The 19,573-nt window shown below is 56.3% G+C and carries 14 protein-coding genes and 1 riboswitch; of the genes, 3 read left to right on the top strand and 11 right to left on the bottom strand.

Translation table 11 applies throughout. The features are described 5' to 3' along the window. Window positions 1-31: 31 nt before the first annotated feature. The 6 genes from ACR0L3_RS04395 to ACR0L3_RS04370 all read right to left on the bottom strand — a co-directional run bounded on the left by ACR0L3_RS04395 (window position 32) and on the right by ACR0L3_RS04370 (window position 9,100). Window positions 32-1,405, bottom strand: a complete 1,374-nt coding sequence (locus tag ACR0L3_RS04395; RefSeq protein WP_480743954.1) for a multicopper oxidase family protein — start codon at window positions 1,403-1,405, stop codon at window positions 32-34. A 73-nt stretch (window positions 1,406-1,478) separates the two neighbouring features. Beyond that, window positions 1,479-2,120: a cell wall hydrolase gene (locus ACR0L3_RS04390; protein ID WP_480743953.1), complete on the bottom strand. Its 642-nt coding sequence runs from the start codon at window positions 2,118-2,120 to the stop codon at window positions 1,479-1,481. A 186-nt stretch (window positions 2,121-2,306) separates the two neighbouring features. Continuing rightward, window positions 2,307-4,847 carry a putative PEP-binding protein gene (locus ACR0L3_RS04385; protein ID WP_480743952.1) on the bottom strand — a complete coding sequence of 847 codons (2,541 nt, stop codon included), beginning with the start codon at window positions 4,845-4,847 and terminating at the stop codon, window positions 2,307-2,309. A 64-nt stretch (window positions 4,848-4,911) separates the two neighbouring features. Then, on the bottom strand, window positions 4,912-7,347 hold the full coding sequence (gene glyS / locus ACR0L3_RS04380; RefSeq protein WP_480743951.1) for a glycine--tRNA ligase subunit beta: 2,436 nt from the start codon (window positions 7,345-7,347) through the stop codon (window positions 4,912-4,914). 9 nt (window positions 7,348-7,356) lie between these two features. After that, window positions 7,357-8,571 carry a sodium/glutamate symporter gene (gene gltS, locus ACR0L3_RS04375; RefSeq protein ID WP_480743949.1) on the bottom strand — a complete coding sequence of 405 codons (1,215 nt, stop codon included), beginning with the start codon at window positions 8,569-8,571 and terminating at the stop codon, window positions 7,357-7,359. Window positions 8,572-8,578: 7 nt separating this feature from the next. Beyond that, window positions 8,579-9,100, bottom strand: a complete 522-nt coding sequence (locus tag ACR0L3_RS04370; protein ID WP_480743947.1) for a DUF6446 family protein — start codon at window positions 9,098-9,100, stop codon at window positions 8,579-8,581. A 91-nt stretch (window positions 9,101-9,191) separates the two neighbouring features. Here ACR0L3_RS04370 and ACR0L3_RS04365 point away from each other — a divergent pair, with 91 nt between their 5' ends. Further along, window positions 9,192-9,824 (top strand): MarC family protein, encoded by a 633-nt coding sequence (locus ACR0L3_RS04365; RefSeq protein ID WP_480743946.1) that lies wholly within the window; start codon window positions 9,192-9,194, stop codon window positions 9,822-9,824. An 8-nt stretch (window positions 9,825-9,832) separates the two neighbouring features. Here the strand turns inward: ACR0L3_RS04365 and ACR0L3_RS04360 are convergent, their stop codons facing one another. Continuing rightward, a complete protein-coding gene (locus tag ACR0L3_RS04360; RefSeq protein ID WP_480743944.1) occupies window positions 9,833-10,762 on the bottom strand; it encodes a glycine--tRNA ligase subunit alpha in 930 nt (309 codons plus the stop codon). Between the two features lie 205 nt (window positions 10,763-10,967). Here ACR0L3_RS04360 and ACR0L3_RS04355 point away from each other — a divergent pair, with 205 nt between their 5' ends. Continuing rightward, window positions 10,968-12,707, top strand: coding sequence for a serine protease (locus tag ACR0L3_RS04355; RefSeq protein WP_480743942.1), 1,740 nt, complete (start codon window positions 10,968-10,970; stop codon window positions 12,705-12,707). A 49-nt stretch (window positions 12,708-12,756) separates the two neighbouring features. On the opposite strand, the gene ACR0L3_RS04350 is transcribed toward ACR0L3_RS04355, so the two are convergent. Together ACR0L3_RS04350 and ACR0L3_RS04345 are read right to left on the bottom strand one after the other, a co-directional pair. Beyond that, entirely contained in the window at window positions 12,757-14,331 is a 1,575-nt protein-coding gene (locus tag ACR0L3_RS04350) for a thiamine pyrophosphate-binding protein (RefSeq protein WP_480743940.1), read from the bottom strand. After that, window positions 14,331-15,779, bottom strand: coding sequence for a TrkH family potassium uptake protein (locus ACR0L3_RS04345; RefSeq protein WP_480743939.1), 1,449 nt, complete (start codon window positions 15,777-15,779; stop codon window positions 14,331-14,333). Before ACR0L3_RS04345 ends, ACR0L3_RS04350 begins: the two co-directional genes overlap by 1 nt. 387 nt (window positions 15,780-16,166) lie before the next feature. Here ACR0L3_RS04345 and ACR0L3_RS04340 point away from each other — a divergent pair, with 387 nt between their 5' ends. Continuing rightward, on the top strand, window positions 16,167-16,676 hold the full coding sequence (locus ACR0L3_RS04340) for a hypothetical protein (protein WP_480743937.1): 510 nt from the start codon (window positions 16,167-16,169) through the stop codon (window positions 16,674-16,676). 238 nt (window positions 16,677-16,914) lie between these two features. Here the strand turns inward: ACR0L3_RS04340 and folE2 are convergent, their stop codons facing one another. Beyond that, on the bottom strand, window positions 16,915-18,018 hold the full coding sequence (folE2, locus tag ACR0L3_RS04335) for a GTP cyclohydrolase FolE2 (RefSeq protein WP_480743935.1): 1,104 nt from the start codon (window positions 18,016-18,018) through the stop codon (window positions 16,915-16,917). A gap of 168 nt (window positions 18,019-18,186) precedes the next feature. Then, window positions 18,187-19,377 (bottom strand): O-succinylhomoserine sulfhydrylase, encoded by a 1,191-nt coding sequence (metZ, locus tag ACR0L3_RS04330; protein WP_480743934.1) that lies wholly within the window; start codon window positions 19,375-19,377, stop codon window positions 18,187-18,189. 65 nt (window positions 19,378-19,442) lie between these two features. After that, window positions 19,443-19,520: riboswitch (SAM riboswitch) on the bottom strand. Window positions 19,521-19,573: the final 53 nt, after the last annotated feature.

Genomic DNA, 19,573 nt, shown 5'->3' with positions numbered 1-19,573 from the left:
ACAAGCGCCATTCTAGTCGTCGATTGCGGCGTCAGGTTACGCGAAACCAGCTCATCATCCCAGAGGCGGCATGACCCAGCATGTGGCAATGCAGCAGCCAGTCACCTGGATTATCCGCCACGAGCGCAATTTGACGGGTTTGTCCGCGCTCGACCAGCACTGTGTCACGCCATGGTCCTAAGCCGCCATCCGGCAATACAATCCGAAAATGGTGGCCGTGCAGGTGCATGGCATGAGGAAAGGCAGTTTCGTTGACGAATTCAATCCGATGCGCACTTCCCAGCTGTGCGTCAAGAAACGGGTCGTTCGGGCGCTCTGCATGACCGTTCAAGGCCCAGAACCGGCCCAATTGCGCCAGTTCACGGCCTGAAAGTTGAGTTTCGCCCAGATGCGCGGATTCAAGCCACCGCATAGCACCACCCTGCAATACCATCTGGTGCAGCGGTGCGCTGTCCAGCAACACCTCAGGCATAGGATTCGCAGGCAACGGTGAAACCGCTTGTCGCCCCGCGCGTTCGGAACGGTCAGACGCTACAAACCGAACTAGCCCAAAACCACCGTCCCTTTCACGGCTGACTAGGCTGGCAACCCCTTCAGGCGCTGCCTGAATATCTACGATCAAATCTGCCCTTTGCGCCGGAGCTAGTGGAAAGCTCTCTTCAATAGGCAGGGGGCTTGCAAGTGGCATACCGTCTAGCGCCGCAATCCAGCCCGCCATACCGTCCAAGGCAAGGTCAAAAATCCGCGCGTTCGACGCATTGATCAGCCGCAGGCGCAGGCGTTCCCCACTTTGCACTGGATAGCCGGGATCAAAACGCCCATTGACTGAGACGAGATTACCCAAACGTCCAGCGTGGCTTTTGTCGTGACCGTTATCGAAATCATCAACGATATGAGCCGTTTCCGGATCAAGACGCCAATCGTCCAGCATCAACGTTAAATCCTGATCGATATCCGGGGCTTCGGCCTCTTCAACAATAAGTGGTCCGTAAAGACCACGCGCCACCTGTTCAACCGACCGATTGTGCGCGTGGTACCAATAGGTCCCTGCGTCAGGCACTACAAAGTCATAGAAAAAGTCTTCTCCCGGTTCGACTACATTCTGAGTGAAACCCGGGACACCATCCATGGCATTATCAATCCGGATGCCATGCCAATGCACCGTCGTTGGCTGAGGCAATTCATTCACCAGCCTACGCCGAAGCCTCTCCCCTTGACGCAATCTAATTTCCGAACCCGGAACTCGACCACCATAGGTCCACACTGGCGTTGATGGGTACCCATCGGGCGCGATCTGTTGCATCGCCTCATGCGCGACCAGATCAGAGCTAGATGCCCTTACTGCGTTGGGTAAAACCGCGAGCGCGGTTGCCGTTTGCAGAAACTGTCTGCGTGAAAAGTTCATTGCGGGCCTCCTAGCCCGCAACATAAGTCAAAAAAGGACCCGCGCCATCAAGGTTCCAGCGCGGGTGCGGCAATCAGTTGCTCGCTGTCCGATAGTTGTGGCGATAGAAAACATGCACGCCAATCCGTGCCGTTTCCTTATACACGCGCGACCAAGACGGACGAACCGCCGTGGTGTGATAGTGCGTGGCACCTTCTGTCAGCTCTTTAGCAATTCCATCAATGGCGGCACGGGCTACTTTCGCTACCCGCTCATAAGCCTTCTTCTCGTGGATCACTTCCTTGTGGCCGTCGCATGTATAGGTGAACTGGCACTGATATTTCTTGCCCGTTCCCTGCTTGATCACGCCGCACAGCGTGTCTGGAAAACGGCCGCTGTCTACACGGTTCAAGATAACTTCGGCGACGGCGAACTGACCGCGCACACTTTCACCACGCGCTTCAAAGTAAAGCGCTTCGGCCAAGCATTTAAAGTTTTCGTCCCCGGTCGCCTTGGGCTGTTGGTCCAACCAGTCTTTCGAGTACGAAATTTTTACCTGCTCAAGTTCTTTTCTTGGCTTGAACAGATTCAAATAGTCGCGAAAGTTTTGCCCGGGCACTTCTGTCCGGGTAACCAGTTCGCGTTTGGCAGTATCGGTGGCTTCCCTTTCAGCGAAAGACACACTCGGCAGCATGGTTGCTGCCATTGTGGCAACAGCCAGTATGTATCGTAGCATCAGATAACCTCGCACAGGCACATGTCGCGCCAAACCCTCCCCCGGCGGGCGCGACGAGGCGTTTAGCGCAGTCCGGCGACGACGTCCAGATCAGAAGAATATGCAAGTGGAAAATCGCCCGTAGAGAAATTTAATTCTGCCACAAGGTTGCTTCAAAACCACTAATCCTAGGGGAAAAGGCCTGTGTCAACCCCCAAGTCTGGACGAAATCGCCAGTTGAGCGGAAGCCAGCCGAGCGACCGGCACCCGGAACGGCGAGCATGACACATAGTCAAACCCCAGATCGCGGCAAATTGCGATTGATTCGGGATTCCCGCCATGTTCACCGCATACAGACAGTGTAACATTCGGCTGTGCCTGCCGCCCTCGTTCCGCCCCGAGTTTCAGCAATTCCCCGACACCGTCTGGATCGAGCACGTGAAACGGGTCTTCGGCAAAAACACCCTGGCGCACATAGGCTGACATAAACCGGCCTGCGTCGTCACGCGACAACCCATAAGTCATCTGGGTCAGATCGTTGGTGCCGAAACTCAGGAACGAAGTCTGCGGTGCGATCTCGTCCGCGCGTAAGCAGGCGCGCGGAGTTTCAACCATCACACCCAAGCGATATTCAAACTCTTGCCCACGTTCACTTGCTACTGCGGCAGCAACGGAATCGATACGAGATTTCACCAGCTCAACTTCGCGCTTGGCAGAAACCAACGGGATCATGACTTCGGGAACAACTGCAGCGCCGTCTTTGCTAGCCTCAACCGTTGCCTCAAAGATAGCGCGCGCCTGCATGTCATAAATTTCTGGCACGGTCACACCAAGGCGGACGCCGCGCATCCCGAGCATCGGATTGTATTCGGACATTGCCGCCACACGTCGTTCGACATCCGAAACCGGCAGGTCCAGCGCCTCAGCCAATTCGCGCTGCCCGCTTCGTGTTGTCGGAAGAAACTCATGCAGTGGTGGATCGAAAAGACGGATACAAACCGGTTGCCCTTCCATGATCCGAAACAGTTGCACGAAATCATCGCGCTGCATTGGCAGCAGCCTCTCCAGTACTGCCGCACGCCCGGACGAGGTTTGCGCAAAAATCATCTCACGCATCACGATAAGGCGACCGGGGTCAAAGAACATATGCTCGGTCCGGCACAACCCGATCCCCTCCGCCAAAAAGTTCCGGGCGGTTTGTGCATCGGCTGGCGTGTCGGCGTTGGCACGAATGGCAATGTCGCGCTCATCATCGGCCCAGCCCATAAGGGTTTGGAAACAGTCATCCAACGCCGCCTCAAGCATCGCTGGCTGACCTGCCAGCACCTGCCCCGAAGTTCCGTCAATCGTAAGTGTGTCGCCAGTTTTGAACACACGCCCGTCCGGCGCGCCAAGCAGCTTTTTCTTTGTCTGGAATCGCATCTCGGACGCACCGACAATGCAAGGCAGCCCTAAACCGCGACCGATTACAGCAGCGTGGCTGGTCATGCCGCCCTTTTCCGTTAGAACGGCAACCGCTGCATGCATTCCACGCACATCTTCTGGCGAAGTTTCACGACGCACCAGAATACAAGGCTCTCCTCGTGCGGCGCTGGCCTGTGCCTCTGCTGCTGTGAACACGATTTTACCCGTCGCAGCGCCCGGGCTGGCAGCAATACCAGTGGTCAGAACATCGCGGCGGGCTTCCGGGTGAACTTGCCGGTGCAACATTTCATTCAAGGAATGCGGATCGACCCGCATCACAGCCTCTTGCGGCGGAATGATCCCATCCTCAGCCAATCGAACCGCAATCCGCATCGAAGCTCTTGCGCTGCGTTGCACCCGCACCCCATCCAGAATATGCACATTGCCATTCTGGATCACAAATTCGACCTGCATTTCTTCGCGCAACTTTGAGCGCATCAATGCCGCATGGGCCTTGAGTTCATCAAACGCCTCTGGCGCGACCTCTTCCAAGGACTTGCCGCGCTGGTCTTTTTCCAAATAGAGCGCGGCTACGTTTTCACCCAGGGCGTCACGCCCTTGGCTTTGGCTCAGGTAACGACCGGTGATCTGCGGCATTCCTGTAGTAGGATCAATCAGTTGCAGAACACCCGATCCGCATTCGCCTTGCCCCACGCCCGGGATCATTTCTTGAATCACCAACCCCAGCCCGGCATCTGCGGGCGCGCCTTTTGCTTGGCGCAACAACCGTGCCGAAGTGCCCTCCCACGCTCGGGCCATCGACCGCAAAACGGCGATCAGTTGCTCTCCGCGATCCTGTGGAAACGCTTCATCCGTTTCGTCTTCGTAGGCCCGCAATGACATGCTAAGGCCTTCGCTTCCATCCGCGTCGATATCATCGAAGACATCCGCATCCAAACGCGCCACATGGATCGCATAGCTTTGGACAAAACGCAGATACAGCGCGGCGGCGGCCTCGACCCCCATCGAATCCGACAAGTCCACATAGCGCGCGTCGTTCATACCGATGTTCAGGATCGCACCCGGACCACCCCAATCAGGATCTTCAGAACTGGGCCGAACACATAGCAGTGCAGACTGATCGAACTGTTCGAGGATGGCCGCGATGTCCGGCACCTGACCTTCGGCAATCCGATGGATCGCATCAAATGACAGCGCGACCGTCCGAGGAACCGGAAGCTCCAGCCGGACCAGACGTTGCAGACACTTCGCCCTGCCACCATGTGTTTCGGTGGCAACGGGGGCCGAAGGCGTTATCAGAGTGGTATGCGGGTTATTCTGCACTGCGGCACCTTTTGATTTGCCCGCAGCATAAGCCCCTGCACCACTGGCGCAAGGGCGTTTTGGATCAGCCCTCGATCTTGCTGAGGTCCGCCACGCTGGAGCAAACTTGCCGGATCTGGCTCAGCAGGTTCAAACGGTTACGACGTAGGACAGCGTTGTCTGTATTGACCTGCACATCCTCAAAAAAAGCGTCGACCGGACCACGCAGCGCAGCCATCGAAGACATGGCGGCGGGATAATCCTCGGCCTTCAATGCGGCGTTGATGTCACCTTGCGCCGCCTCCAATGCGGCAAACAGCGCCTTTTCACTGTCCGTCTCGGCGAATTTCACATCCGCACCATAGGAGTATTCGACCCCGTCCTTCTCCTCGGCCTGCGTCAGGATGTTGTTGGCGCGTTTGAACCCCTGCACGAGGTTTTCACCATCCTCGGTCGCGATAACCTCGTTCAGAGCACGGGCGCGTTTGACCAGCAGGTTGAGGTCGTCATTCCCCTCCATCGCGATACAGGCGTCGATTATGTCGTGGCGAATGCCCTCGTCGCGGAGGAAGACCTTGAGGCGGTCGTGGAAGAAGGAAAGGAGTTCAGACGCGATTGTTTGTGCCCCATTCTGCCAAACCGAGAAATAGCAGTCCAGCGTCATTAGGTAGCGAATGGAGTCCGTCTCATCATCTGATACAAACATATGCGCGCCAGCCATTGTATCCGCCGAATGAGCCAACTGCTCCAATCGCTCTAGAGCTGCGTTTGCAGCCTTGTAACGCTCCTCGTCTTCGTCAAAAATCTCGCCTTCGAGACCCATCAATTTGACTTCGATATCTGAGATTTCTTCTTCGCTAAGCAACCCATCTGACAATACCAAGGAAAATGGACGGTCCTGCCATGGTGTCTCAAGCTGCTCTCCACGTTCCGGTGCCGCGTGCAAGATAAGACTCTTATAGAAGTGGCTCTCACTTAGCCCGAAGGAGATAATGTGAGAAACAAAAGTAAGGCTTACACTGTCCGTTAGGCTTAGCCTCAAATTGTTCTCCAGCACCAACCGAATAACCCCTAACGCCGCGCGACGAAGGGCAAACGGATCTTTCGAACCGGTCGGTTTCTCATCAATCGCCCAGAACCCAGTCAGTGTGTCCAGCTTGTCGGCCAGCGCCACGGTTACCGAGAGCGGCGCGGTCGGTACGTCGTCTGAGGGACCCAGCGGCGAGTAATGTTCCTGCGCCACGGCGGCCACAGCGGCGTCCTCGCCCGCGGCTTCGATGTAGTACCGCCCCATAAGCCCCTGAAGTTCGGGGAACTCATAGACCATCTCGGAACTCAGATCGGCCTCGGCCAGACGCGCAGCTTTCTCGGCCTGTTCGGCATCCGCGCCGGTCACCGGCGCCAGTTCGCGGGCCAGTGCGGCGATGCGGTCTATGCGCTCGGCCTGTGTGCCCAGCTTATTGTGGAAGGTCACATTCTCGAGCGAGTGAGTCCATTGGGTGATGTCTGATTTGGCAACGCGCAGATCGTTCTCCCAAAAGAACTTCGCATCGGCCAGACGCGCCGACAGCACCTTTTGGTTCCCCGCGAGAATGGTCGCGCCATTGTCGGTGGTTTCGCGGTTGGCGACGGTGATAAATCGTTCGATCCGACCGGTCTTAGGATTGCGGACCGAGAAGAACTTCTGATGCTCTTTCATCGAGGTCTGCAAAACCTCGGGCGGCAGTTCGAGGAATTCATCGTCAATCTGCCCCATCAGCACGACGGGCCATTCGACCAGCCCGGCGACTTCGGCCAGCAGACCCTTGTCGTCGACCACCTCAAGACCAGCAGCAAATGCCATGTTCTGAGCGTCGTTCCAGATATGCTCGGCCCGGTCAGCAGGGTTCAGTACAACAAATGCGCTTTTCAGCTTGGCTGCGTAATCCTCAAAGGAGGAAACGGAAAACCGTCCTGGAGCCAAGAATCGGTGGCCCTCGGTCGTGTCGCTGGCTTTGATGCCGTCAACCTCAAGCGGTACAACCTGCGTGCCAGCCTCATCAGACAGGATGCACAGGATCGAATGCAGCGGACGCACCCAGCGCAACGGGCCACTGCCCCAGCGCATCGACTTGGGCCACGGGAAGTTGCGAATGGAGACCTCAAGCACTTCGGCCACTATCTCAGCCGCCGGGCGACCGGGTTTTTCGATCGTGGCGAAATAGACCGCGCCCTTGGGCGTGTCACGCTCCTCTAGCTGGTCGCGGGTCAGGCCCGCGCCGCGCAGAAACCCTTCGATAGCCTTATCCGGCGCGCCGACCTTGGGGCCCTTGCGTTCTTCGCGGATCGTCGGGCTTTCTGCCAGCAACCCTTCGACCGCCAGCGTCAGGCGGCGTGGCGTGGTCAGGGCGGCCGCACCGGAATACGTCAAACCGGCCTCGACCAAACCATCGGTGATCCGCTTTTTCAGGTCTTCACCGGCGCGGGTCTGCATACGCGCGGGGATTTCCTCGGAAAACAATTCGATCAGCAGGTCGGGCATTTTCGGTCCTTAGAAATTGACGATCGTCTGAATGACGATGGCATTGGCGATATCCACAAAAAAGGCGGATACAAGGGGCAGCACGATAAAGGCAATAGGCGAAGGGCCATATCGCTTAGTAACTGCGGTCATATTGGCGATAGCAGTAGGTGTCGCGCCCAAGGCGAAACCGCCGAACCCGGCAGACAGCACCGCCGCACGGTAGTTACCGCCCATTACAGGGAACAGAACCCAGATTACGAAAGCCACAGCAAACAGCGTTTGCGCGCCCATGATGACGACGATGGCCAAACCCAGCTCGGCAATAGTCCAGAGTTGCAAGCTCATCAGCGACATAGCCAGGAAAGCGCCCAGCGAAAACTCTGAGATCAACGCCAGAGAAGGCGTGCGCGATACCGCCGGCGCTTTGGGTGCCAAGGCTGAGCGCAAGTTGGCGATAACGATGCCCATGATCAAGCAAGGCACAAATAACGGCAACCTCAGCCCGGTGGCCTCAATTACCTCATTCAAGGCATAGCCAAAGATGATCGCCAGATTCAGATGAAGCAGGACACGCATTATGGTTAGATGATCAATCTTTGCTTCGGCTTCGTTTGGATTGTCTGGTAGACCGACGGTGTGTTCTTCGTCGGGACGATCTGGTGTCAGCCCCTTACCTTCGATCAGAAACCTAGCAATTGGGCCGCCGACCAAAGCAGCCAGAACAAGGCCCAGAGTCGCGACAGCCACGCCCAGTTCAGTCGCCCCTGCCAGCCCGGTGACTGCGCCAACCTCGGGTGCCCAGGCAATAGCGGTACCATGACCACCGATCAGCGATGCCGAACCGAACAGAACCCCAGCCTGTGCTGGATATCCAAAAGCCACCGCACCCGCAGCACCAACCACGTTCTGCGCAATGATCGTCACCAAGGTAAGTATAAGAAGCAATAACAGCGGCTTACCGCCAGAGATTAAATCAGACAACCGGGCATTCAGGCCAATTCCAGCGAAGAATACGACCAAAAGGAAATCACGAGAGGCCAAATCAAAACTCAGCTCGATGCCTGTGATTAGATACAGAAACAGCAAAACGAAAGAAGCCAGCAACCCGCCCGTTACCGGTTCGGGGATATTGAACTGGCGCAGAACAGCGACGCGCGCGTTGATCTCGGCTCCGGTCAGATAGACCGCGATACCAAGCGTCGCAGTTAGCAGGCTGGGAATCTCAAGCACTGAGTTTATCATGACACCCTCAATTTTCAGGCCGGGGTGGGCATTCCTCGCCCACAACCGTTCCGTCATAGGCCTTTTCGCCGCAATTGTTGAGCGCGTGCCAAGCATAGCCTTTGCCATCCGAAGTCACGACGACAATTCGATCAACGCCATAGTGAATATTCTTTGCTCCGAAGAACGCTTTCGCATCACCGGACCTCAGTGCTTCGGCGATGGCAACGGCATCGTAGCAATCAAACCATCCCGGTGCCGTCAACGGCTCGGGATTTTCGACGGGACGAAACGCGGAAAATTCTTCGGCTGTCATGTCGGTCTCAAAACACGCCCTGTAGCGGATCGGAGAACTATCGGCATCAATCGCCTGAAACGCTGTGTAACGGATCGGTTGCGAAACGTCCTCTTCCGCCGATAGCAAAGCCACATCCTGACCGGGACTTGGATCTACGTCGTAATAAAACCCGTAAACCTGCAAGTAATACATACCCGCTCCGGCCAAGGCCGCAGATACAAGGAGAATAAGTGCGAGCAGTTTTCCAGTCATTTATTCACCATCATAATCACGCGACCTCTTTCAACTTCACAGGAAATAGGCCAGTTTTCAAACCGGTACAGGTAAGAACGAGGCAACTAGAATGGACATGACCCTTGCCGTCGGGTTCTTCGGCGCATTGTTTGCGATCATGAACCCGATCACCAACCTGCCCGTCTTTCTTAGCGTCACCGACGGCCTGACGCCCGCCGACCAGCGCAAGGTCGCGGCCAAAACCGCTACGTACTGTCTGATCCTTGGCGGCGCATTCGCGGCTGTAGGCAACCAGACACTGGGATTGTTCGGGATCAGCGTGGATGACCTGCGTGTCGCCGGTGGCCTGGTCGTTCTGATGATCGGCTTGAATATGCTGAACGGAAACGAAAGCACCTCGCACCACGGGACCAAAGGGGAAAAGCAATCCTACCCTGAACCTGCAACGGTGGCGTTTTACCCTTTGGCGTTTCCAATTCTGGTCGGCCCAGGCACGATTACAACGCTGATCCTTTATGCCCACCATATCTCGAAGCCCGTGGACGCCATTATCTATTCTGGCGTGTTCCTGATCGTCTTGTTCTTGTTGTTTGTCACGTTCTGGAATGCCTCGGCCCTGTCCAAGCGATTGTCCGAAAACGCCCGCGTGATCATGAGCCGGTTTATGGGCATGATCCTGTCGGCCATCGCAATCGGGATGATTGCAGCGGGCTTGAAAGTGCTGTTGCCCGGATTGGCCTAAGCACTCCATTAGGCTTCGAATCCGGCAGCCTCGGTCAACAGGAACGCATCGGCACATTGTTTGGCCAGCGCACGAACTCTCCCGATATAGGCTTGTCGCTCGGTCACAGAGATCACACCGCGCGCATCCAACAGGTTGAAAACGTGGCTGGCTTTGATGCATTGGTCGTAAGCCGGATGCGCCATGATGATGCGCTTGCCGGTTTTTGGATCATCATGCTCCTTTGCCAAAATCGCAGCACATTCTGCCTCGGCCTCTTCGAAATGCCGCAGCAGAACCTCAGTGTTGGCCACGTCAAAGTTCCAGCGCGCATATTCTTCTTCGGTTTGTTTGAAGATGTCGCCATAGGTCAGCGGGCTGGGTGATTGGGGGTCGTTGAAAGGCATGTCCATTACGTGATCGATGCCAAGAACATACATGGCCAAACGCTCTAACCCGTAAGTCAACTCGCCGGACACGGGCGCACAATCATGACCGCCGACTTGCTGGAAATAGGTGAATTGGCTGACTTCCATACCATCGCACCAAACTTCCCAGCCCAGACCCCATGCGCCTAAGGTAGGGCTTTCCCAGTCATCCTCGACGAACCGAATGTCATGCAGGTTCATGTCAATGCCGATGGCTTCAAGGCTGCCCAGATACAGCTCTTGCAGGTCCGGCGGGCTGGGTTTGATCAGCACCTGATACTGATAATAGTGCTGCAACCGGTTCGGGTTTTCACCATACCGGCCATCTGTTGGGCGGCGCGAAGGCTGTACGTAGGCTGCGGCCCATGCCTTGGACCCCAAAGCGCGCAGAGTGGTCGCGGGGTGGAATGTTCCTGCGCCCACCTCCATGTCGTAAGGCTGCAAGATGGCGCAGCCTTTCGAGGCCCAATAAGTCTGAAGCCGCAGGATAATTTCCTGAAATGAACGTGGTGCACTGGACGGTTCGGTCATGACATTCCCTTTGGGCACATCCGCGCCCGGTTCCGGTCGGTTTTGCCCTTCCTATGCAAGGGGCCAAGGGGCGTCAACGGGCCAATGGGCGTTGGCTGTCACTGCGCCGCCACACTGGAAATTCCCCGTATTCCAAGCATGGCGTTCCACCCCTCAAATCGCGTAACCTATAGCAAAGCTAAAACACTGCGAACACGGGCAGCCAATGACACGCATATTTACTGCAATAACGTTTTTAATATTCTTCGGCGCGCGCGCCGTACTTGCACAACAAGACACCGGCGTCTGGGTGCAGGTCGAAGCGCGCCCGACACTCAGTGCGGCGCTGGAACGCGCCCAAGCTTATTCGAACTCTTTACCAGACGTGAATGGTTTTCGCTTAAATTCTGGATGGTATGCAATTGTTATTGGGCCTTATTTACGCAGCGACGCCGAGCAGGTCCTGCGCGTTTACCAGGCGGAAGGGCAGATTCCTGCTGACAGCTACATCGCTTTTTCCAGTTCTCTGGGTCAACAATTCTGGCCAGTCGGCGCAAATATCCTGAACCGTGGCGTAGTGACTCCGCCCGTTGAAAACACGCCGCAGCCTGAACCAAGTATATCGGGGCTGACCCCAGAGCCTTCGGATGAAACCCGATCGCAGGCTCTGCAGTCTGAACGGCTTCTGACCGCGCAAGAGCGCCGGGATTTGCAAACCGCTCTTCAGGCCGCAGGCTTTTACAACGCCACAATTGACGGTGCCTTTGGTCAGGGAACGCGCCGTTCAATGGGTGACTGGCAGAGGTTCAATGGATTTGAAGCAACCGGCGTTCTGACGTCTGCGCAGCGCAGGGCGCTGATGGACGACTACAACGAACCGTTGATCAGTGTCGGCATGGATCGCTATTCCGACCCGCAAGCGGGTATTGATCTGGACCTGCCACTTGGTGTCTTGGGCTTTGACCGCTACGAGGCTCCGTTTGTGCATTTCAAAAGCACCACCGATTTGAACGCCCAGGCGCTGCTGATCAGTCAGGACGGTAACAAGGCTACGCTGCGTGCACTTTACGAGGTCATGCAATCGCTGGAGGTTGTACCTTTGGATGGCCCCCGAGAATTGCGCGGTGACCGCTTTACGCTGGAAGGTCGTGGCAACGGGCTTGTGTCCTATACTCAAGCTGCACTGGACGGCGGCCAGATCAAGGGCTTTACTCTTGTTTGGCCCGAAGGGGATGAGGCCCGTCGGGCCAGAGTTCTGGCTGCGATCAAAGCCAGCTTCCGCACAAACGACGCCGTTCTGGACGCCAGCGCAGGCGCGGATGCCGAACAACGGGTCGACCTTGTTTCAGGCCTTCAGATTCGCAAACCCCGCCTGTCCCGCTCTGGATTCTTCACAGATGCCAATGGCACAGTCTTGACTGTCACCGAGGCAACTGACAGCTGCACCCGGATTACCCTAAACGACGATCAGGAGGTTCAGGTTGCTTGGTCCGATGTCGATTTGGGTGTGGCGGTCCTGCGCCCCCGTCGTAACCTTGTTCCGATCAACATCGCGGAATTCAACGCTGACAAACCACGCATTCAATCAGAGGTCGCCGTTTCAGGGTTCTCTTATGAGGGCGCATTAGGTGCCCCAACCCTGACCTTTGGCGAGATTGCCGATGTGCGCGGTTTAGACGGGGAAGACGGTGTCAAACGGCTGGCTTTGGTCGCACAGCCCGGCGATGCAGGCGGTCCAGTCTTCAATGATGCTGGGCAGGTGGTTGGTATGTTGCTGCCTACCCCTTCCAATGGTCGCACCCTTCCTGAATCAGTTAGCCTGGCCGCTACAGTAGATCGGCTGAACACGGTTCTTGAAAAAGCGGGTGCTACTGGGCAGTCTGGCCAATCGACAGCCGACATCTCACCCAACGAATTAAGCCGCAGGGCCAAAGGCATGACCGTGCTGATCCACTGTTGGGATTAAATTGATCTGAACACTTAAGAACGCCGCCTTTTCAGGCGGCGTTTTTGATTTAGGCGATGTCCGGTGTCACCCGGATCAAGGTTGGAACCGGTGCATCAAAGGCACCTCGTACAGCAGCCTGCATTTCGTCCAAACTGGAAGGAGCGGCGGACAATGCCCCGAAAGCCTCGGCTAGCTTGCAAAAATCGGGGTTGCGGGCGACCACGGCATTAGGCGCGATCTGTCCGCGAACCATACTGTCTTCAATCTCTTGCAGCTTGCCGTTGTCCCAAAGGATGATTGGCAAAGACAGGCCCAGCTCGACCGCCGCACCCAGTTCCATCATCGTGTAGTGAAACCCATAATCTCCCGCGATAACAGCTGTCGGTTTTCCGCGACGGGCAACCGCCCCACCGATCCCGGCAGGCAAACCATAACCAAGGGTGCCAAACCCTGTTGGGTGGTGCCAATGATAAGGGTAAGCCATGTCCCATACTTCTTTCGCGACGTACGCCATTTGGGTCATATCAGAATAAATCATCGTATCCGCAGGCATTGCATCGCGCAGGGCCGCAAGGATAGGTACGATTCCTGGACGTTCGGCATCTACTTCGGCCCGCCAGCGACGACGGGCTTCAGAGACTTCCTCTGGGTTCCAGCCAGTTGCGGGCTTGATGTTCTCGACCGCGGCCCAAAGTGCCTTGGCAAAACCTTCACCATCTGCCTGCAGCTTTATACCCGCGCGGTGGTGGTCCGATAATACCTTCGGATCAAGATCGACCCGTATCAGGTGGGCGCTGTGCCCCAAGGTATCGCGCCACAGATCAACCTCACCAAGCTCGGCGCCCACCGCAACCACGAGATCGGCAGATCCAATCACGTTGGCGCTTCCGGGGCGCGGTAGCGTGGCACCGAAGTCCAACGCATAACCCAATCCAGCCATCCCGCGCCCAGCGTAAGTCGTGAAACAGGCCGCGCCCAGTTGGGTGAGAATTTGCCGCCACAAATTGGACTTCGCCCCACCGCCCAAAATGAACAACGGCCTTTGGGCAATGTTCAGCAATGACATCACCGGCGCGACATCAGGAGGTAGAACCTGGGTACGCAAGGCCGGTTGATGGGGAAACGGTGCCGCATCGGCATCGGCCTCAAGCTGAGCAATTGGCACTTGAATGTGCTTGGGACGCGGGCGGGACAGCTCGAATTCCTCGAATGCCTGCTCCACTAACCTATAGGCTGCCTCTGCAGTGTCGGCCTGACGCGACCAGTCCGTCACCGTTTCGGCGGCTCCGCGTTGGTCTTTCATCTGGTGCAATTGCCCATGAGCCGCCTGTGCTTCATCCAGACAGGATGACATCACCAGCATCGGCACCGAATCCGTAAAGGCCTGTCCCATTGGCGTTATGATGTTGCATAGACCAGGCCCGGTGATCACATAAGCCACGCCGGGCTTGCCAGTGGCACGGGCATAGCCATCCGCCATAAACCCGGCCCCTTGTTCGTGACGCGCCAGAACATGGGTAATGCCCGCCTCTTCGATCCCGCGATACATTTCCTGATTATGTACACCAGGGATACCAAAGATCACGTCAACCCCACGATCCTTCAGCATATGCGAGATCTGGGCCCCCAAGGGTCTCTTCATTAGTTTCTCCAGAATTGAACTGTGAACAAGGCGTAGACGGCCAGCAGCTCCAGCCGCCCGACCAGCATGCCGATAGAAAGTAGCCACTTGGCCGTGTCGTTGAGCGCCGCAAAATTGCCCGCAGGTCCGATCTGATCGCCCAGCCCCGGTCCAACGTTGGCAAGGGCGGTGGCAGCACCCGAAACCGAAGTGATAAAGTCTAACCCCGTCAGTGCGAGCGCCCAGGCTAACGCCCCCAGCGACAGCACGAAAAACATAAAGAAACTCATGACCGAAGTCAGTACATCTGTCCCAATTGTGCGCCCGCCATATTGCGGGGTGAAAACACCATGCGGCGACCGGATTCGGCGGATCTGGGTTTTGATCGAGGCGAACAGCAATTGATAACGGAAGATCTTAATTGAGCATGCGGTCGATCCCGCGCACCCTCCGATCAGACCAATCAAAAAGAACAACATTACCGGAAAGTTGCCCCAACCCATGTAGTCGACACTTGCGTAGCCGGTACCCGAGATGATCGAGGTGATATTGAAGAGAGACTCGCGGAATGCCTGTTCCCATTGGTGTGGAAAGACCGAGATCAGAAACACCGCCATGACCACGACCAGAACAAGGATGGTCGCAAGAAAGGTCTGTATCTGGCTGTCCTGCCACAAAGAATTCGTATTGCCGTTTGCGAACTGCACGTAGCGCACAAATGGCAGCGCCGCGAGAATCATGAAGACCGCAGCTGCATACTCGATCGGACCAGAGAAACTGGCAAAAGACGAATCGTAATTCGAGAATCCGCCGGTCGCGATGGTGGTCATCGCGTGCACAACGGCATCAAAGAAACTCATCCCCAATCCGGCATAAATCAACGCACAGACGAAAGTAAGAAAGACGTAGATTAGAGATATCTGGCCAGCGATCTCTTGCGCGCGTGGCAGGATTTTCCCCATGGTTTCAAAACCTTCCGAGCGGAAGATTTGCATACCTCCGACCCGAAGTTCGGGCAGAAAAACCATGGCGACAACGATGATACCGATGCCACCCAGCCATTGCAGCAGGCCGCGCCACAACAACAGTCCTTGGGGCAAATCGTCGAGACCGGATATCACCGTCGAGCCAGTGGTGGTAAGGCCCGACATCGCCTCGAAATAGGCATCGACAAAACGCAGTTCGGTCTCACCGAATAAAAAGGGGATCGCTCCAAAAAACGGCAGCGCGACCCAGACGCCAGTGGTCAACAAAAAGGTCTGACGGATTGTCAGGCCCTCGCCCACCCCGTTCGAACAGCTGATGGACAGCACCACGCCAGTAAGAATGGTGATGATTCCGCTTTCCAGAAATACATGCCATTCACCCCGACCTTCGATGAGGTCTGCAAGCATAGGCAGCATCATGGTCGCCCCAAGAATGGCGACCAACAGGCCAATCACATATCCAACCGGGCGCATGTCCGTCATGAGGCGCAGCGTTGGCGCGCCTGCACGACTGTGTCAAGCGGATGTCCCGATTACCCGTCAGTTTTGCTGGCAGGTGTGGGCATTGCTGGCGGCTTTGAAGGCGCACGTGTTCGACGTTGAGGCGAAACACTCTGGGCAGGCTCTGTTTTAGACGCAGCTGGCTTCGCGGCCACCTTCGGAGCAGCGGGCTTAGCTGTTGCTGACACAGGTTTTGCGTTTGCCGGCTTCGGTATTGCTGGTTTCGATGGCTTCACTTTAGGCGCAGCTGGCGCTGTAGCCGTCTTGGTTTCCGTTAGTTTTGCAGGCGCGTTTGCGACGGCGGTCCGAGCTGCAGTTCTTGGTTCCGGCTTTGCCGCAACTTTTGACGGAGCCTTGGCAGTCGCTGGCTTGGTAGCTGGTTTAGCTGCGGAAACTGATCGGCGACTGCGAGATGCAGGCTTAGCGGGGGAGGCCTTAGGCTTCGTCTCCTGCGGTTTCGTAGTGTTGGCTGCTTTTTCCACTGCTTTTGCAACCGTTGCTTTCACTGGGGTTGCCGTTGTCTTGGCTGAAATAGGCTTTGGCGATTCGGTCTTGGATTTAGGTGCTGGCTTAGCCCGGACCGTAGGTTTAGCTTTCGGCGCTGGTGCTGCTTTAGCTTTAGCGGCGGGCTTAGCGGCGACCGGCTTGGATAGGATTTTTTGCTTGGGCGTTGCCGGTGCGGGGACCGAGGACGACGCGTGCAAGGCGTGTACCGGGACGAACGGCAACTCCATAGCCGAGTCAGCCAAAATTTTCATGATCTTCAGTTGGTTGGTAACCGCGTATCCGGCCATACGAATAGCCGCCGCCTGGAATTCCAGCGGTTGGGTAATCGGATTCATTAGTCGTTTCTCCTGTGAAAGCGATGCAGCCTGCTAAGGAAAGAACGACCCTACCCCGTCCCGATCCCTCGGACGGATTACAAAGGCCTGAAGTTCCGGGGCGTACCACGTCTCGGCTTCCTTTCAGAGTGGCGTGGGTGGTTAAACGCACACGCGCCACGGCTGCATTCCACGCCATTCTAGCGCAAAACACAGTGCTGTCGCAGCATTTTTGCTGCGATGCGGCGAAATTTCGCCTGTAGACTTATTTTGATACTTCCCAGTACTTAGTTCGATCACCCTACATGGAACAGGGTCGAGAACATGCGCGGGTCGAGGCTGGCCGCGACAAAGGTCGGTCCCTCGGTCAGAACCGACACGGCGTCGTGGCTGTGCAGGCTTTCCTGATGGCTGGCAACGACACGGAAGTCACCCACGTGATGGTCGGCCAAAAGCTCGGCGCAGAACAGACGAGCAGCATCTTCCACAAAGATTGGATTGGCTGCGTTCAGCTCGGCAAAGGCCTGTTCATCTTCACGCTTGACCATCACCTGTGTTTCGGTGGGCACTGCACGCCGGCAAAGTTCGATCAAGTCCTCGAACCAAAGGCAATCCGCGTCGCAATCCACCACGACCGAAATCCGCGCGACCGAGCGCTGCGAATGTGGTGTTGCAAGCTGCCCACGCGTTGCACGCGCGTGTTCGCTGAGTTCCAGAGAACATGGGCAGGTCGAGGAGTAAACATAGTCCAGATGCATAATCTTCTGGCGTACGCCGTTTCGCTCTACAAGCTCCAGCGCGATATCGTAATACTGATACCCTTCCAGCCCCGACCGCAGGCTCTGGACGCGGTCCGGATACGAAAACCGCATTTGGATGCGCGCATCAAAACTGTCCAGATCGGTCATGTAATCATCCAGAGCGGCCTCCATGACCTCAAAACTGAACGTGCGCTCTGCATGTTTATAGAAAGAGCGCATAATGCGGGACATGTTGATGCCCTTTTTCTCGGCATCAAGGCTGACCGTTCCGGTCACGGATGTTTGCAACGTCAGGTCTTCGCCATGCTTGCGGTGAAATCTGATTGGAAGGCGGAAGTTCGAGATACCAACATGCTGAATCTGCTGCTTGGCTCCGCGGATCAGACTTGAAGGGCCATTCTGAAGGTCTGGCAGGGTTGCACGGTAAGCCGCGTCTACACTGAACCCCTCAGGGTAGTCGCGCGACAGCGTGGGGTAATTTGAAGGAACCAACCCCGGCACCAAACGTGCTATAGCCGGATCGAGTTGGCTAATCTCGGCTTCGGTTGCGCTCTCGGCCCATTTGCGCAGGGTTTTCAGCGCAGCTGTGGCCTCATCGGTATCAGGCGCGTTGTCAATGTCACGGGGGTGCACATTCATTGAACGGGGCTCCTCGGTTGGTCGCCGGACTATATACAGCTTCGACGCATTTTCCAGTTTAACCGTATACGCATCAAAGCACAGCCCGGATGAATTTCCGCAAACGAAACGTCACTTACGCCTCATTGATGCAGTTTCAACCCGGGCTTAGCAGGAAACAGAGTGAGATTAACGCTGAGAAACGTCCAATGCGTGCTCAATATCGGCAAGCAAATCGCCAGCGTCCTCTAAGCCAACTGAAAAGCGGATCAAGCCGGGTGTAATCCCCAGTTCGTCTTTCTGTTCATCACTCAGTCGTTGGTGGGTCGTGGTCGCCGGATGGGTCGCAATCGACTTGGAATCTCCAAGGTTGTTTGAGATCACCGGAATCGTAAGGGCGTTCAGAAAGGCAAACGCCGCCTCTTTCCCACCCTTGATATCCAACGACAGAACTGTGCCACCCTTACCGCCCAGCTGCGTCTGCACCAAAGAGTTCTGGGCGTGAGTTTTCAAACCAGGATACAGCGTGCGTTTCAGCGCAGCGTGACCTTCAAATGCCTCGGCCAAAGCCTGAGCCGTTTCGGCCTGTGCGTTGACGCGCAAGGCCATAGTCTCAAGACCTTTCAGCATGATCCATGCGTTAAACGGGCTCAGGGCACCACCTGTGTGCTTCAGGTATGGCTCGACGGTACCGCGGATAAAATCCTTCGTACCGATGATGACGCCACCAAGAGCACGCCCCTGCCCGTCAATATGTTTGGTCGCGGAATAAACCACCACGTCCGCACCCTGCTCGATCGCGCGTGAAAAAACCGGGGTCGAGAATACATTGTCCACAATCACCAGCGCGCCTACGGTATGGGCAAGTTTGGCAACTGCTGAAATGTCGATCACTTCAAGCGTCGGGTTTGACATGGATTCAAAAAATACTGCCTTCGTGTCCGGCCGGATCGCCGCTTGCCACGCCTCTAGATCGGTGCCGTCGACGAAAGTTACCTCAACCCCAAAACGAGTCAGTATATTTTCCAGAATATAGAGGCACGAACCGAACAAAGCCTTGGCCGAAACGACGTGGTCGCCAGCTTCAAGCATCGAAGTCAATGCCGCGTTTACGGCTGCCATGCCCGATGCGGTGGCAAAAGCGTCTTCGCCGCCTTCTAGCGCCGCGATACGCTGCTCGAACATCGAAACTGTTGGATTGCCATAGCGGGCATAAATGAACTCGTCTGGGCCGGCTTCGATAAACCGCGCCTCGGCCTGCTCAGCGTTTTCATAAACAAAGCCCTGAGTTAAAAATATCGACTCGCTGACTTCGTTGTATTGGCTGCGACGGATGCCGCCATGGACGGCTTGGGTGCGTTTGTTCCAGCTCTCGCTCATGTCATTCCTCTCGACCCTTGTCAGGCAAGGGCATCAAAAAAACCCCAGACGCGGTCAAGCGAAAGGGGCCTTTCATCCTGACCTTTTAGCGGATGTATTTAGCGTGGCCCGCAATCCGGTAACAAATCGCCACGTAGTGATGTTGCCCTTACGCCGCACATGCGAACTCGTCAACCCTGACAAGCGCACTGTCACG

The organism is Ruegeria sp. CK1, from assembly GCF_056536545.1.
Note: the sequence above shows the minus strand (reverse complement) of the source record. Positions and strands in the feature narration are given on the sequence as shown.

Excerpts from the sequence above, each read along its gene's own strand:
- ACR0L3_RS04370 (WP_480743947.1), bottom strand. The coding sequence starts at position 9,100 with ATGACTGGAAAACTGCTCGCACTTATTCTCCTTGTATCTGCGGCCTTG.
- ACR0L3_RS04345 (WP_480743939.1), bottom strand. The coding sequence starts at position 15,779 with ATGACGGACATGCGCCCGGTTGGATATGTGATTGGCCTGTTGGTCGCC.
- ACR0L3_RS04360 (WP_480743944.1), bottom strand. The coding sequence starts at position 10,762 with ATGACCGAACCGTCCAGTGCACCACGTTCATTTCAGGAAATTATCCTG.
- ACR0L3_RS04355 (WP_480743942.1), top strand. The coding sequence starts at position 10,968 with ATGACACGCATATTTACTGCAATAACGTTTTTAATATTCTTCGGCGCG.
- glyS (WP_480743951.1), bottom strand. The coding sequence starts at position 7,347 with ATGCCCGACCTGCTGATCGAATTGTTTTCCGAGGAAATCCCCGCGCGT.
- ACR0L3_RS04350 (WP_480743940.1), bottom strand. The coding sequence starts at position 14,331 with ATGAAGAGACCCTTGGGGGCCCAGATCTCGCATATGCTGAAGGATCGT.
- ACR0L3_RS04395 (WP_480743954.1), bottom strand. The coding sequence starts at position 1,405 with ATGAACTTTTCACGCAGACAGTTTCTGCAAACGGCAACCGCGCTCGCG.
- metZ (WP_480743934.1), bottom strand. The coding sequence starts at position 19,377 with ATGAGCGAGAGCTGGAACAAACGCACCCAAGCCGTCCATGGCGGCATC.
- ACR0L3_RS04390 (WP_480743953.1), bottom strand. The coding sequence starts at position 2,120 with ATGCTACGATACATACTGGCTGTTGCCACAATGGCAGCAACCATGCTG.
- folE2 (WP_480743935.1), bottom strand. The coding sequence starts at position 18,018 with ATGAATGTGCACCCCCGTGACATTGACAACGCGCCTGATACCGATGAG.
- ACR0L3_RS04365 (WP_480743946.1), top strand. The coding sequence starts at position 9,192 with ATGGACATGACCCTTGCCGTCGGGTTCTTCGGCGCATTGTTTGCGATC.
- gltS (WP_480743949.1), bottom strand. The coding sequence starts at position 8,571 with ATGATAAACTCAGTGCTTGAGATTCCCAGCCTGCTAACTGCGACGCTT.